The sequence below is a fragment of the Myxococcales bacterium genome (assembly GCA_016712525.1).
Classification (GTDB): Bacteria; Myxococcota_A; Polyangia; order Polyangiales; family Polyangiaceae; genus JAAFHV01.
The window spans coordinates 1,703,092-1,715,894 of the sequence record JADJQX010000007.1 but is presented as its reverse complement, the minus strand read 5'-3'; the positions used below and the strand labels follow the sequence as shown (position 1 = coordinate 1,715,894).

General features: G+C 70.2%; 11 protein-coding genes. 4 read left to right on the top strand and 7 right to left on the bottom strand.

Annotated elements, in window-relative coordinates:
• Positions 1-8 precede the first annotated feature (8 nt).
• On the bottom strand, positions 9-1,685 hold the full coding sequence (locus IPK71_24375) for an AMP-binding protein (protein ID MBK8216874.1): 1,677 nt from the start codon (positions 1,683-1,685) through the stop codon (positions 9-11).
• Between the two features lie 247 nt (positions 1,686-1,932).
• Here IPK71_24375 and IPK71_24370 point away from each other — a divergent pair, with 247 nt between their 5' ends.
• Positions 1,933-2,862 carry an L-lactate dehydrogenase gene (locus IPK71_24370; GenBank protein MBK8216873.1) on the top strand — a complete coding sequence of 310 codons (930 nt, stop codon included), beginning with the start codon at positions 1,933-1,935 and terminating at the stop codon, positions 2,860-2,862.
• Positions 2,863-2,881: 19 nt separating this feature from the next.
• Here the strand turns inward: IPK71_24370 and IPK71_24365 are convergent, their stop codons facing one another.
• The 4 genes from IPK71_24365 to IPK71_24350 form a co-directional block, all read right to left on the bottom strand.
• Positions 2,882-3,409 carry an adenylyl-sulfate kinase gene (locus IPK71_24365; protein MBK8216872.1) on the bottom strand — a complete coding sequence of 176 codons (528 nt, stop codon included), beginning with the start codon at positions 3,407-3,409 and terminating at the stop codon, positions 2,882-2,884.
• Complete coding sequence (locus tag IPK71_24360; GenBank protein ID MBK8216871.1) at positions 3,406-4,482, bottom strand: aminoglycoside phosphotransferase family protein; 1,077 nt, start codon at positions 4,480-4,482, stop codon at positions 3,406-3,408. Before IPK71_24360 ends, IPK71_24365 begins: the two co-directional genes overlap by 4 nt.
• Positions 4,472-4,906 carry a CBS domain-containing protein gene (locus tag IPK71_24355; GenBank protein ID MBK8216870.1) on the bottom strand — a complete coding sequence of 145 codons (435 nt, stop codon included), beginning with the start codon at positions 4,904-4,906 and terminating at the stop codon, positions 4,472-4,474. Before IPK71_24355 ends, IPK71_24360 begins: the two co-directional genes overlap by 11 nt.
• A 173-nt stretch (positions 4,907-5,079) precedes the next feature.
• Positions 5,080-8,070, bottom strand: a complete 2,991-nt coding sequence (locus IPK71_24350) for a radical SAM protein (protein MBK8216869.1) — start codon at positions 8,068-8,070, stop codon at positions 5,080-5,082.
• A 170-nt stretch (positions 8,071-8,240) separates the two neighbouring features.
• On the opposite strand from IPK71_24350, the gene IPK71_24345 reads away from it, so the two are divergent.
• Together IPK71_24345 and IPK71_24340 are read left to right on the top strand one after the other, a co-directional pair.
• Entirely contained in the window at positions 8,241-9,326 is a 1,086-nt protein-coding gene (locus IPK71_24345; GenBank protein MBK8216868.1) for a hypothetical protein, read from the top strand.
• 15 nt (positions 9,327-9,341) lie between these two features.
• Positions 9,342-10,223, top strand: a complete 882-nt coding sequence (locus IPK71_24340) for a PHP domain-containing protein (protein ID MBK8216867.1) — start codon at positions 9,342-9,344, stop codon at positions 10,221-10,223.
• On the opposite strand, the gene IPK71_24335 is transcribed toward IPK71_24340, so the two are convergent.
• A complete protein-coding gene (locus IPK71_24335) occupies positions 10,224-11,087 on the bottom strand; it encodes an NAD(P)-dependent oxidoreductase (protein ID MBK8216866.1) in 864 nt (287 codons plus the stop codon).
• An 82-nt stretch (positions 11,088-11,169) separates the two neighbouring features.
• Between IPK71_24335 and IPK71_24330 the strand changes: the two genes are divergently transcribed.
• Complete coding sequence (locus IPK71_24330; GenBank protein MBK8216865.1) at positions 11,170-11,841, top strand: HAD hydrolase-like protein; 672 nt, start codon at positions 11,170-11,172, stop codon at positions 11,839-11,841.
• Between the two features lie 21 nt (positions 11,842-11,862).
• Here the strand turns inward: IPK71_24330 and IPK71_24325 are convergent, their stop codons facing one another.
• Positions 11,863-12,612, bottom strand: a complete 750-nt coding sequence (locus IPK71_24325) for a hypothetical protein (protein ID MBK8216864.1) — start codon at positions 12,610-12,612, stop codon at positions 11,863-11,865.
• Between the last annotated feature and the right edge of the window lie 191 nt (positions 12,613-12,803).

Below are 12,803 nucleotides of genomic sequence, written 5' to 3'. Positions count from 1 at the left end.
CGCGGAGCTCAGGCCCAGACGACCTTCTTGCCCGCGCCGTACCACGCGTCGAGCTTGCTCTCCACGTCGGCCTCGATGCGCGCGCGCTTCAGCTTCATGGTCGGCGTGAGCGTGCCCGTCTCGATCGCCCAAGGCTCGGGCATCACGACGAACATCTGGAGCTGCTCGTACGTCGACAGCGACTTGTTCGTCTCGTCGAGCCACTTCTCGAGGTCGACCTCGATCTGCGAGCGGAACGCCGGATCCTTGGCCTTCGGGCGGACGTCCTCGGCGAGGACGAGCATGGCGAAGGCCGCGGGCTGACCGACGCCCGAGACACACGAGAGCTCGACGAGCGGGTGCTCGTTGATGCGGTTCTCGATGGGCGCAGGTGCCACGTACTTTCCCTTGGCCGTCTTGAAGAGCTCCTTCACGCGGCCGGTCAGCTTGAGGAGGCCATCGGGTCGGCGCTCCCCCTTGTCGCCCGTGCGGAAGTAGCCGTCCTCCGTGAAGCACTCGGCGTCGAGATCCTTCCGCTTGTAGTATCCCACCATCTGACCGGGCGATTTGATGAGCACTTCGCCTTCGTCGCTGATCTTCACCTCCACCTCGGGGTAGGGCGCGCCGACGTAGCCGGGGGCGTTCTTCTCCTCGCTCGAGAGGTGCGAGTACGCGAAGTCCTCGCTCATGGCGTACCCCTCGAGCAGGTTCAGGCCGAGCTTGCGGTACCAAGCGATGAGGTCGGCGGGGATGGGCGCCGAGCCGCTCCCCGCGAGGCGCACGTGGTCGAGCCCGAGGCCCGAGAGCACCTTCTTCTTCACGATGCCGCTGACGATGGGCACCTTCAGCAGGAAATCGAGCTTCTTCGGGGGCATCTTCGCGAACACGCCCTGCTGGAACTTGAGCCAGAGGCGAGGCACCGAGATGAACAGGGTGGGGCGGGCCCGCTTGAGGTCCGCCACGAACGTGTCGAGCGAGTCGGCGAAGAAGATGTGGGCGCCCGCGACGAGCGACGTGCACTCGATGTAGGCGCGCTCGAAGACATGGGCGAGCGGGAGGTACGAGAGGGCTCGTTCTTCGCGGTCCATCCCGATGCGCCGGATGATGCCGCACGTGGCGCGCGTGATGGGGCCGAACGCGTGCATGACCCCCTTCGGCTGCCCCGTGGAGCCGGAGGTGTAGATGAGCATCGCCAGATCGTCGGGCTTCCGCGCCGGCTTGCCCTCGATGGGCTCGGTGCGCGCGACGATCGCGTCCCAGGTCTCGAGCGAGGTCTTCGGGGCGAGCGGGAACGCGATGCGCACGACCCCCTCCGGGACACCCGGCTCCTGCTTCGGCCAGGAGTCGAGCTTGCCGACGAAGAGGACCTTGGCCTCGCTGTGCTCGAGCACGAACCTGACGGTCTCGGCGCTCTCGGTGGGGAAAATGGCTACGGTCGTGAAGCCGCCCATCCAAATGGCGAGCTCCGCCATGAAGAAGTGCGCGCAGTTCTTCGAGAGGAGCGCGACGCGATCGCCGGGCGAGAGGCCGAGGGAGCGGAGGTGGGTGGCCATCCGTCGGGCCTCGCCCATCACCTCTTTCCAGGTGTAGTCGCGGGTCGCTCCGTCGCCGATCGGCTGCGTGAGGAATACGCGATCGGCCAGGGTTTTCTCGTTCTCGTAGACGTAGTCAAGGATCAGCTTCTCGGTCGCGGTGTCGGCGCTCATCTCGTCCCTCGTTGGCCTTCAAGGCCGGGGAGCCTCGCCCCCGACCCGGCACGCTCTCCCCGAGCGGCGCTTGATGATCGCAGGTAGAAACGCTCCGCTCCAGCACGAACGTGCAAAGGGCTTACCTTTCTTGGTGAACCGCGAGCGGCGCCTCGGAGGCGTGACACGGCGCACGAAATGGGCGAGCGTAGGCGCCTGTCCGCCGGCGCGAGCTCGGGCCCGGCCCCGGCAAGACGAGGAGCCGCGCATGAAAAAGACCCACGTGAGCATCGTCGGCGCGGGAGCCGTCGGTGTCGCCGTCGCCACTTCGATCTTGCACGGGCGCCTCGCGTCGCGTGTGTCGCTCTACGACCTCGACGGCGACAAGGCGCACGGCGAAGCGCTGGATCTCGGCCACGGCGCGCCCCTGCTCGGCGGGCCCGAGGTCGACGGTGGATCCATGGATAGTGCATCTTTCGGCGACGTGTGCGTCGTGACGGCCGGCGCCAAGCAGCGACCCGGTGAGGATCGTCTCTCGCTCCTCGCCAGGAACGAACGCGCGATGTCCGCGATCGCCGAGGCCTTCGCGCGTCGGGGGATGCCCCGCCTCGTCGTCATGGTGACGAACCCCGTCGACGTGATGACCGAAGCGATGCGGCGGCGGCTCGAGCCGCGGGGCGTCGTCGTCATGGGCTCCGGCACGCTCCTCGACACACTCCGGTTACGGCACGCGCTCTCGCGGAGGCTCGGGATCTCGGCCGAGAGCATCCACGCTCACGTGGTGGGTGAGCACGGGGACACGGCGGTCTGTCTGCTCGACAGCGCTCGTGTCGGCGGATACCCCCTGGCCGACGTGTTCGCGGGCCGCGGGCTCGCGTTCGACGAGGCGTTTCGCGCGGCCATCGCCGAAGAGGTGCGCGGGGCCGCGTACCGCATCATCGAGCGAAAGGGCGCGACGAGCCACGCGATCGGTGTCGCCGTCGCGCGGATCGTGCGGGCCGTCACTCACGACGAGCGTGTGGTCCTGCCCGTGAGCGCTCCGTTCGAGCCCTTCGCCTCGGCCGCCGTGCCTTGTGTGATCGGGGCGCAGGGGGCCGAGGTCCTCCCGATGGGGGCGCTCTCGGTTCGTGAGCGTGCCGAGCTCGACGTCTCCCTCGGGGTGCTCAGGGCGCGATGCGCCGAGCTCGGGCGCGGTTGACCCCGCCGAGGCTCGAGGGTCAGCCGGCGTGGAGCTTCTCTCGATGCCGAAGCCATTCCACGACCCGTCGTGCCGCGAGCTCGGGCGGCTCGTTCGCCGTGTCGACGACGAGGTCGGCGTCGTCGGGCCTCTCGAAGGGCACGCCGACCCCAGGCAGAGTCGCGGAGAGCCCTTCGCGTGCGCGACGGTAGAGGCCCTTCGGATCGCGCGCCTCGCACGTGGCGAGCGGCGCGTCGGCCAAGACGAGGGTGTGGCCGCCCGTGATGCGCATCGCCTCCGCGCGCAGGCTCTCGTCGTTGGCCGTGGCGGCGACGACGGGGCGGGTGCCGGCGACGTCGAGCCGGTGCGCCATGTAGGCGATCGTGCGATAGACGAGGCGCCGCTCCTCGGGCGTGTAGGTCGCCTCCGGGGTGATCACCGCCCGCACCTCGTCCGAGTCGACGAGCGTCGCGCGCTCGCCGAGGCGCGTGAGCTCCGCCACGATCGCGCGGGCGAGGGTCGTCTTCCCCGACGCTGGGCGTCCCGTGATCCAGACGACGCGGCTCATACGACGAAGTAGCTCTCGAGCGTGTCGAGGTCGAGCGCGTCCATCTCGAGGACCGCCTCGGCGAGCTCGACGAGACGCTCCCGGACGCCGACGGGCAGCTTCGGATACCACGCGGGGGACGCGACCACGAGCGCGCGGTAGGCAAAATACGGCTGCGCGACGGAGAGCACCTCGTGATCGCGTGTCCGCGAGAGCCAATGCCCGAAGAAGGTGCGAAAGAGCTCACGAAATGCCGGTGCCGCGCCCGCGCCCGCGCGTAGCGCGAAGAAGATGTAGTTGATCGCCATCGCGGTGAGATCGTCGGCGGGCTCTCCGTAGGCGCCTCGGCTGCGATCGAGCACCACCACGCCGAGCGCGTCGCCTCGGCCCGACATAAGGACGTTCCAAGGGTGAAAGTCGCCGTGGACGCGCGCGAGGCGCCAAGGGAACGCCTTCAGCCTGTGCCTGTGGTCGAGCACCCGATGCTCGATGCGGCGGAGCCTCGCGCCCGCGGGGACGTCCCCCCCTCGGTCGTCGTAGCTGTCGACGATGCCCGCGACGCACTCGTCGTGACCTTGGAGCACGCGGAGCTTTCGGAGCCAGGTGGCATCGTCGCGCCGCTTCTCGGCGTGCGCGTCGGCCAGGATGTCGGCGAGCGCTCTCGCGCGGGCGAGGTCGTCTTCCGTCGCCGTGAGGTCCCGCCCGACGCGCTCGAGATCGTGGAAGTAGGGGGTGCCCTCGACGAACTCGGTGACGAAGTAGAAGTCGTCGGCGTCGCCCATCGACCGAAGCTCGCCATTTTTCGCGACGCTGCCCACGTCGACGGCGCGCGCGTGGCGAGGGAACGTGCCGAACGTCGCGTAGGGGAGAAACGCGGCGTACGCGCGGTCGGCGAGGTCGTCGTGCCCGAAGCCCGCGTTCTTCCGCGTCGTATGGAGGACGACGTCCGGCGCGCCCTCGAGACGAACCCGGAGCACGCTCGCGTACGCGAGCCCCTTGTCCCCGAGGTCGCCGTCGATGGGCTCGACCGCGCGCACCTTCGCCCGGAAGCGCTCTTCGGCCCATCGCGTGATGGCCTCCCGCTCAAGGGCCAAGGCGCACGAGCTCCGTGGTCGAGTCGCCCCCGCCGGCGGCGACGGCCTTGAGGACGTCCATCGCCGTGACGATCCCGACGAGCCCACCACCCTCGGTGACCACGAGCACCCGGTGGATGTCCTCGCGGACCATGAGGCGAACCGCGGCGAGGGCCGGGTCGTCCGGACGGACCGCGTAGAGCACGCGGGTCATCGCCGAGGCCACGTCGGCCGAGGGGGAGTCGTGACGAGGATCGCACACGTCGGAGGTCGACAGCACACCCACGACGCGCCCCGACGCCGAGATGACGGCGAAGGCGCTCACCCGTTCGTCGGCGAGCGCGCGCTTCGCGTCGGCGATCGAGGCGTCGGCGGGGATGGTGCGGACGGGGCTCGACATGAGGTCCCTCACGCGCACGAGGTGTTCTGTGGCGATGGTGAGCACGGACGGAGGCTAGCAAACGACGTGCCCTTCGAGCGGGGCCGTCGATGCGCGAGGACGGGAGGGTAAGGGCGCAACCCGTGCGCGTCCGACGCGAATCACGCGCTTCGGAGGCGGACGACAAACCGTGGGTCAGCCTCTTCCCACCCCGAGGCGCTCTCGGTAGCCGCGCGCGCTCACCTCGCGGGGCGTTCGCACGCGCGAGGTCCGCGGCCGCACGGTCGGATGGCGACGACCCGCTCGCGATGCTCTCGCGCCACGGGCGAGCTCCAGAGGCTCGCGATCGACGCGGGCCCGACACGCCCCAGCACGGGGCCGAAGAAGTCCCCGAGGCGCACCTGACCGTCGGGCTCGACACACGCGATCTCCCACGCGGCCCTGCATGGGTGAAAGTCCTCGAAACGATTCGCGAAAGCGTCGTCTCCAAGGAAGCGCGCTTGGGCGTCGGTGGCCGTGCACGGAAAGACGGGGGAGGGATCTGTGTGATCGACCACGGTGAGCCCGAGGCGCGCACCCACGGCCCGGGCCTCGTTCACGTATCGGGCCGCATCGGCGGGGGCGAGCAGGGAGCGTCGGGCCCGCGAGGAGACCGGGACGAGCTCCTCGAGCTTGACCCAGTCGACGCCGAGGCGGGCGGCGAGCTCGACGACGGAAGACAGGCGCGTGACGTTCTCGGCCATGACGACGACCGAGAGCCCGATGCGGAGGTCGAGGCCGAGGTCGCGCCGAGCCTCGACGACCTCGCGCACGTTCCCGACGATGGTCTCGAAGCGCGCTCCGACGCGGATGGCGTCGTTCGTGAGGGCGTCGTGCCCATCGAGCGAAATCGACACGCTGTTCACCCCGAGCGACGCGAGCCCCGTCGCCCGTTTCGCGTCGAGGAGCATCCCGTTCGTAAGGAGGTGTGCGGTGTAGGGTAGCCCCGCCTTCGCCTCCCGGATCGCCTCGAGCACCCGTGTCGTCATGGGCGACGTGAGCGACTCCCCGCCGTGGACGAATCCGAAGTAGGTCGCGTAGGAGAGATCCTCGGCGAGGCCGTCGATGGTCGCCTGAGACAGCTCGCGAAACGTCCGTTCGCGCGTCCTGCGAGGGGCGTCGGTGATGCAGTGGACACACGCGAGGTTGCACGCCTCGGTCACGGCGAAGTCGATGCGCGTGGGGCGCGAGAGCGGCTCGGCGCGGCCGTGTGCCATGTCTTCGGACACGAGCGCGAGGTTGCGGAGCACCTCGGCCGTGGTGCGGCCCTCGGGTGGTGTTCCTCCCGAGAGGATCGCCGCCGAGCGACCCGGAAGCTCCACCACCTTTCCTCGGAGGGTCGCGCCGCCGATGGCGAGGGCGAGCGTCGGCTCGGGCCGGGTGGGGTCGTCGACCTCGACCTCCCTCGCCTCGCGCGACGTCGAGAGCACGAGGAAGACGACGTCTCCCTCGAAGCGACGCCGCGCGACGACGAGATCGTCCCCCACGTGGAGCCACTCGATGGGGCCGCAGCGGAGCGCAGGGTGGCTCCGCCGCAGCGCCGTGATGTCTCGGACGACCGCGCGGAGCGCCTCGTCGCGCAGCCGCCTGTCGAACACCATGGGCATCCGATCGGGCCAGACGTCCTCGGCGTCCCGGGCCGCCTCTCGCGCCGCGAGCCCGATCTCTTCGCCGTAGAGCAGCATCGGTGCGCCCGGCAAGAAGACGGTGAAGAGCCACGCGAGCGCGAAGCGGTCCCCAGGTGCATCGACGGCGACGCTCGCGAAGCGCGCGTGGTCGTGCGTGGAGAGGAAGCGCACGGTGCTCGTGCTCTCGTCGACCCCACGGAGCAGGTCTCCTTCGAGCACTGTCCGCACGAGATCCCCGAGGGAGGCCTGGTCGGTTGCGAAGGTCGCGCGCGCGGCTTCGAAGTACGAGAAGTCGGTCGACGCGTCGAGGAAGGACGCATACCGCCACGCGTGTCGGGGTACCACCTCGCCATACACGATGCCCGCGGGCCGCTCGGCGAGGAAGGCCTCACGGAGCGCCGTCGCGGTCTCCTCGGGGAGCTCGGCGACCATGTCGAGCCGGAGGCCATCGAAGCCGAGACGTCCGAGCCAGCGCGCGGTGGCCTCCGCGAGCGCGACCACCTCGGGGTGACGTTGATCGACGAGCGGCGCCCGCTCACGTGTGCCGTAGTGGAGGAGCGTGCCCTCCTTGGAGAACAGGAACATGTCCGCGTGAGGTGAGGCTCGCCCGAGCGCGAGCACGTCCTTCGCCGGCGGAAACTCGGCTCCTGCGTGCGAGAACGACACGTCGGCGAAGACCTTCATCCCTCGGGCGTGAGCTTCGTCGAGGAGGCGCACGAGGGAGGCTTCCCCGCCGATGTCCTCGCACACCGCGAGTGGATCGACGAAATCGTACCGGTGTGCGCTCTCGGCGACGTGGACCGGCGTAAGGACGAGGGTGTCGATCCCGACCTCGGCGAGCTCGTCGAGCGAGCGCGTGATCCCGTCGAGGTGCCCGCCGAGCGGGCGCGAGGTCGAGTGGTACGAAGGCTCGAGGTCGACGTCCCGGCCACGGAAACGATCGACGAAGACAGTGCAGAGGACGTGGTCGGCGATGCTCTTCGTTCCTCGGGCTCGGCCATGCGAGACGAGGACACGGGTCGAGAGGTGGTCCTCCGAACGAACCTCGAGCCGAACGCGCGAGGCGGCGCCGCGGAGGACCGCGTGGAAGTAGGCGAGATCCCCGTGATCGAACGCGTGCTCGAGCACGACGCTCTCGGCGTCCTCGTCCTCGCGCGACACGAGCGCGCGCACCTCGCGCGAGGCTCCGAGCGCGCCCATGCGAACCCCGACGAAGAGCCGCAGGCCGTGTCGGGTCGGCACGACATGGGGCGGCGCCGGCGCGAGCACGAACGGCTCGTCCGTGCCTCCGAGCACGATGAGCCCGTTCTCGTGCCCCTCCCGGGTCGTCACCCGCCGCACGGCCGACGGATCGACGACGTGCCGCCCGTCGACGAGGAGCTTGTAGGCGTAGATCCCGGTCGGGAGGTCGAGCTCACGCGCGAAAGAGCCGCCGGCCCGCGGCTCGAGCGCGAGCCCGTTGCGCCAATCGGTCGTCTCTCCCACGACGACGACCTCCCGCGGGTGCGAGCCGATGGCTGGCTGGAACCTGACCGTGACTTTGTGGAGCACGCGCCCGCTCATCCCGAAGACCCTACCCGCGCTCCGACCGAGGGTTCGCCCTGAAGCTGCGTCATGTGGACGAAGGTAACCTTTCGCCTTGCACGGACCCACCCTGGGAGCTAGTAACGCACACGTGAGTTGCGGTTGCCACCCTGGCGCCGCTCGAAACACGAAAACCGAAGGAATTGACCATGGTTCGCATCCACGTTCGTCCGATGGCCCGGGGCCTCGCCGTAGCAACCGCTTCTCTCGGAGCCCTCGCCCAGGTCGGGTGCGCGGCCGAGGTCGACGGTATCGATCTCGGCGACTCCGAGGATGCGCTCACGTCGGCCGCCGGCACGGGCGTCGTGCGCCTCCAGGGGTTCTCCTTCGGGTACGAGTCGACGAGCCGCGGCGACGAGCTCGTGCGCACCGGTGAACGCCTCCAGGCGGAGCTCTCCTTCGACGAGCTCGTGTACGTGTTCGACTACGCGGACCGCGAAGGCCTCACGCCGTCGAACGTCAAGGTGACTGCCAAGGTCGAGTGGCTCGAGGCCTCGGGTGCCGTGCGCTCGAGGGCGAGCTTCCCCGTCTCGTGGGGCACCACGGGCACCGCGCGGGTCGGCTCGACGCGCTCCTTCACCGTGCCCAAGAAGGCCGCGGCGTTCTCGATCGACTTCCAGGTGACGTCCGGCGGCAAGACGTTCCTCGTCGGCGACCGCATCCAGGTGCCGCGCACGTTCCCGATCTTCGGCTACGACCTCCCGAACAAGGTCGCGCTCTTCGACAACGGCCCCGCAGGAGAGCCCCGCACGCGCATCGTCGAGGGCGGCGGCCTCGTGATGGGCAAGTCGGTCACGGTCTCCATGGTCGACTGGCGCGCCGACGCGATCGTCGATCGCTCGAGGCTCGACGCTCGCTACGGTCGTCGCCAGTCGGCGGGGCGCTTCGGTCCGGTCGTGGTCGATGCCATCGCCCCGATCGAGTACGAGGTCGACGCCGTGTACACCGTCGACGGGATCACCTGGTCGTCGCTGCGGCTCGCGGCCACTCCCAACGCGCGTGTCCTCCAGACCCAGCGCGACCCTCGCCGCGTCGCGTACGAAGGCGCCATCGCGCTCCTTCCGAGCTCGCCCGAGCTGCGTATCGCCTTCCACGTCCGCGCGTTCCTCGTGGTCCCGTCGTTCGGATCCGAGGTGTTCGACGCCCGGTACGCCCCGGGCTCCCGCGTGCTGCTCGCCGACCGCTGGGACAACGCCGGTGGCCCCGACCACAGGTTGCCCACGTCGCGCCGCTGAGCGACACTCGGTCCCATGTTCGTCGCGACGGATCTCCACGGCCACACCCACTTCTCGGACGGTCGGGCGACCCCCGAAGAGTACGTCGAGCTCCGTCGCCAGCTCGGGATGAAGGCCATCGCGATCTGCGATCACGACGTCCTCGGGGCCGTTCGGCGCGGCGCCGAGGCCGCAGCCCGCGCCAACATGCTCTTTCTGCCGGCCATGGAGGTCACCTCGTTCCTCCACTTCGGCACCGAGCGCGCCGAGCAGTTCCACGTGCTCGCGTACTTTCCGGCAAGCTACCTCGACGGATACCGGCTCGAGCAGACCGCCCTCTACCGTCGCGGCATGCTCGTGCAGGAGCGCTGGAAGGAGCTCGTGCTCGAGTGGCTCTCCGAGCAAGAAGAGAGCGATCGCGAGGCCCTCGACGGCGCCGCGGAGGGGGCGAGCCTCGAGAAGCTCCCCGCGCCGCTCTTCCCCGCGCTTCAGTCGATGATCCTTCGTATTGTCGAGCGTCGTCGTCCGCTCTTCGAGAGCTTCCGGGACCGCCACGTGTCGTTCTGGGAAGGGGAGAGGAACCGCGATCTCTTCGCGTGGAGCCCCGAGGAGGCCATCGAGACCATCCGCGGCGACGGCGCGCTCGACATCGTCGCTCACCCGGCGCGCTACCGCGACAAGGCACGCACCGAGGCCGTCCTCGAGCACGCGAACGGCCTCGAGGTGTACACCTCGAGGCACAAGGCCGAGGTCGCGGCGAGGTTTCGCGAGCTCGCCGACACGAAGAAGAAGCTTTGGACCGCGTCGTCGGACGACCACCAGAACGCGCCCTACGCTCGCCCCCCGAGCGGGACGCCCGTGCGCACGCTCGAACGCATGTGCCACCGGGCGATGCCCGTCGAGTGGATCTTGTCGTAACTACTTAGAAAAGTGCTCGGGGAGGGCGTCCTTCGCGAGCACGCCGAAATCGCTCTCCGCGAAGCCCTCGCCGATGAGCGCGTCCATCCGCGTAGCGATGCCGCCGAGAGCCGCGACGGGGCGAGCGCCCGCAGCTTCGAGCATCAGCCGAACGTCCTTGCGCGCCATGGCGAGCTCGAAGCTCGGCGTGAAGTCGCCCTCCGCCATCTTCGCTCCGCGTCCCGAGATCAAGGCCGCGAACGGGAACGTCGCGACGAACGCCTGTACCTCCGAGGGTGGGACTCCGGCGCCCGCGGCGACCGTCATGGCGTCGGCGAGCGCCGCGGCCATGCCGATGATCATCGTGTTGCCGACGAGCTTGAGGGTCGCCGGGCGCGTCACGTCCTCGCCGAGCACGATGAGCTCCCCGGTCATGGTGCGGAGCTCCGGCGCGAGCGCCGCGACGAGCGCCGAGGGGCCCGCGCAGAGCATCCGCCCCGTGGCGGCCCGCGCGTTGGCCGGGCTCATGAACACCGGGCAGGCGAGGAACCCGATGCCCTTGGTGGCGAGCCTCGCGGCGCGCGCGCGTGCACCCTCGGGAGACACCGTGGTGTGGCAGACCACGGGCACCCCGGGGCCGAGGCACGGAACGATTCGGTCGAGCACCGCGTCCACGGCGGCGTCGTCCGAGAGGCAGAGGTGGACGCGCTCGACGCCCGCGACGGCCTCTTCGAGGCTCGAAGCGACGCGCGCACCGAGGGCCTCGAGGGCCTTCGCCTTCGCGACCGTCCGGTTCCAGACCGTCACGCCCAGGCCGCGCGCGAGCGCAGCCTCGACGAAGCCCGCGCCCAAGAGACCTGCGCCGATCCACGCGATGTGAGCCATGCGCCCACGGTTCCGCGCCTTCGCCCCTTCGTCAAGTACGACAGGAGTGACTTCGCACGGCGAGTCGGGATATCCGGCTCGTATGAGCCTCGGCCTGCGCGCCCTCCTCCTCGACCTCGACGGGACGCTCGTCGACTCGCGTCGGGACATCGCCCGCGCCTGCAACGCGGCGCTCGTAGCCGTGGGGCGACCCGAGCTCGACGAAGCGCGGGTCGTCTCGTTCGTCGGTGACGGCGCGCGCCTCCTGCTCGCACGCGCGCTCGAGGTCGACGCAAGTGCCGCGGTCGTCGACGACGCGCTCGGGCCCTTCCTCGAGAGCTACCTCGCGCACCCCGTCGAGCACACGGTCCTGCTGCCCGGCGTCCGAGAGACGCTCGGCCACCTCGTCGAGCGCGGAGTCCTGCTCGCCCTCGCGACGAACAAGCCCCGCCCCGTGGCCCTCGCGGTCCTCGATGGGCTCGGAATTCTTCCATGGTTTCCATCGGTTGCAGCCGGCGGTGACGTCCCCCGGCTGAAGCCCGACCCCGCCGTGCTCGAACGCGCCTACGCCGGGCTCGGGAGCTCCCGCCCGCCGCGATCCGCCGTCGGCATGGTGGGCGACAGCCCGGTCGACGTCGTGGCGGGCCGGGCGTTCGGCGCCACGACGATCGCCGTGCTCGGTCCGTTCGTGCCGGAGCACGTGCTGCGTGCGTCCGGCCCCGACCATCTCCTCGAGCGCTTCGCCGATCTCGAGGCGCTCGTCGTCGCGCGCTGACCATCCACGAGGCGCTCGCGCTCAGCCTCCGTCGGTCGCGGCGTCCGCGGCGTCGGGGACGGCCGCGTCGACCACCGCGGCGGAGTCGGGGGCGGCCGAGTCGGGCACCACGGCGGCGTCGACGGTCGCGTCGGAGGTCGTCCCCGCGTCGGTCGCGGCCGGGAGCGGCGCCGGGAGGGCGGGGGAGGCGCACTGGCTCTCGGGGACCTTGTCGTAAGCGACGCCCTCCGCGCAGCGCGCCGTGATGGCCGTGCACGGCTCGGCCTCGTAGTCCTCGTCGTCACATCGTGTCTTGGCGTCGGCGCACGTGGCGATGAACGCGTCGTGGAGGGCTCGCTTGACGCACTCGGCGGCCGTCGCTCCGCAGCCCGAAGGGTCTTGGGTGCTCGTGATGCACGTGGCGCGCGCCGACGCGCAGGTGGCGAGCGCCGAGGTCGCGCCCACCGAGTCACCGCCGCGATCGCGGCGCTCCACGTTTCCGCCGCGGTCGTCGTCGCGCCCGCCGCGGTCGCCTCCGCCGCTCGCCTCGGCCGGAAACGCGGGGAGGCAGGCCACGTAGGCATCACGGCACACGCTCGCGTCCCGCGAAGCGCGGCAGGTGTCGTAGCTCGTACGACATGTCTCCGTGTCGGCACGGAAGAGCTTCGCGTCGCACTGGGCCTTGGACAGCGCCGTCGCGACGCGGGTGCCCGGCACCTCGCTGTCGCCCGAGCAAGCGAAGGTGACGAGGACGAGGGAGACGGCCGAAAAAATTCCGATGGTGGTTCGCATGAAAGCTCCGGTTTCCCCCCGGGAAGTGACTCACACCGGTTCGTGGGGGGAGCGGGCGAAAGGGATCACGGTCGGCTCGATTTTCTTCGGCGCGTGCGCCGGGTCTCCCTCGCGTCCCTCGCAGGATGGACCTTGTCGGGCGACCGCGGGTCCTCGACCATGAACTCCTGGGGGTGCTGTCTCGGCACCCA

Coding starts and splice junctions, on each gene's coding strand:
- IPK71_24375 (MBK8216874.1), bottom strand. CDS start 1,685: ATGAGCGCCGACACCGCGACCGAGAAGCTGATCCTTGACTACGTCTAC.
- IPK71_24370 (MBK8216873.1), top strand. CDS start 1,933: ATGAAAAAGACCCACGTGAGCATCGTCGGCGCGGGAGCCGTCGGTGTC.
- IPK71_24365 (MBK8216872.1), bottom strand. CDS start 3,409: ATGAGCCGCGTCGTCTGGATCACGGGACGCCCAGCGTCGGGGAAGACG.
- IPK71_24350 (MBK8216869.1), bottom strand. CDS start 8,070: ATGAGCGGGCGCGTGCTCCACAAAGTCACGGTCAGGTTCCAGCCAGCC.
- IPK71_24345 (MBK8216868.1), top strand. CDS start 8,241: ATGGTTCGCATCCACGTTCGTCCGATGGCCCGGGGCCTCGCCGTAGCA.
- IPK71_24340 (MBK8216867.1), top strand. CDS start 9,342: ATGTTCGTCGCGACGGATCTCCACGGCCACACCCACTTCTCGGACGGT.
- IPK71_24335 (MBK8216866.1), bottom strand. CDS start 11,087: ATGGCTCACATCGCGTGGATCGGCGCAGGTCTCTTGGGCGCGGGCTTC.
- IPK71_24330 (MBK8216865.1), top strand. CDS start 11,170: ATGAGCCTCGGCCTGCGCGCCCTCCTCCTCGACCTCGACGGGACGCTC.
- IPK71_24325 (MBK8216864.1), bottom strand. CDS start 12,612: ATGCGAACCACCATCGGAATTTTTTCGGCCGTCTCCCTCGTCCTCGTC.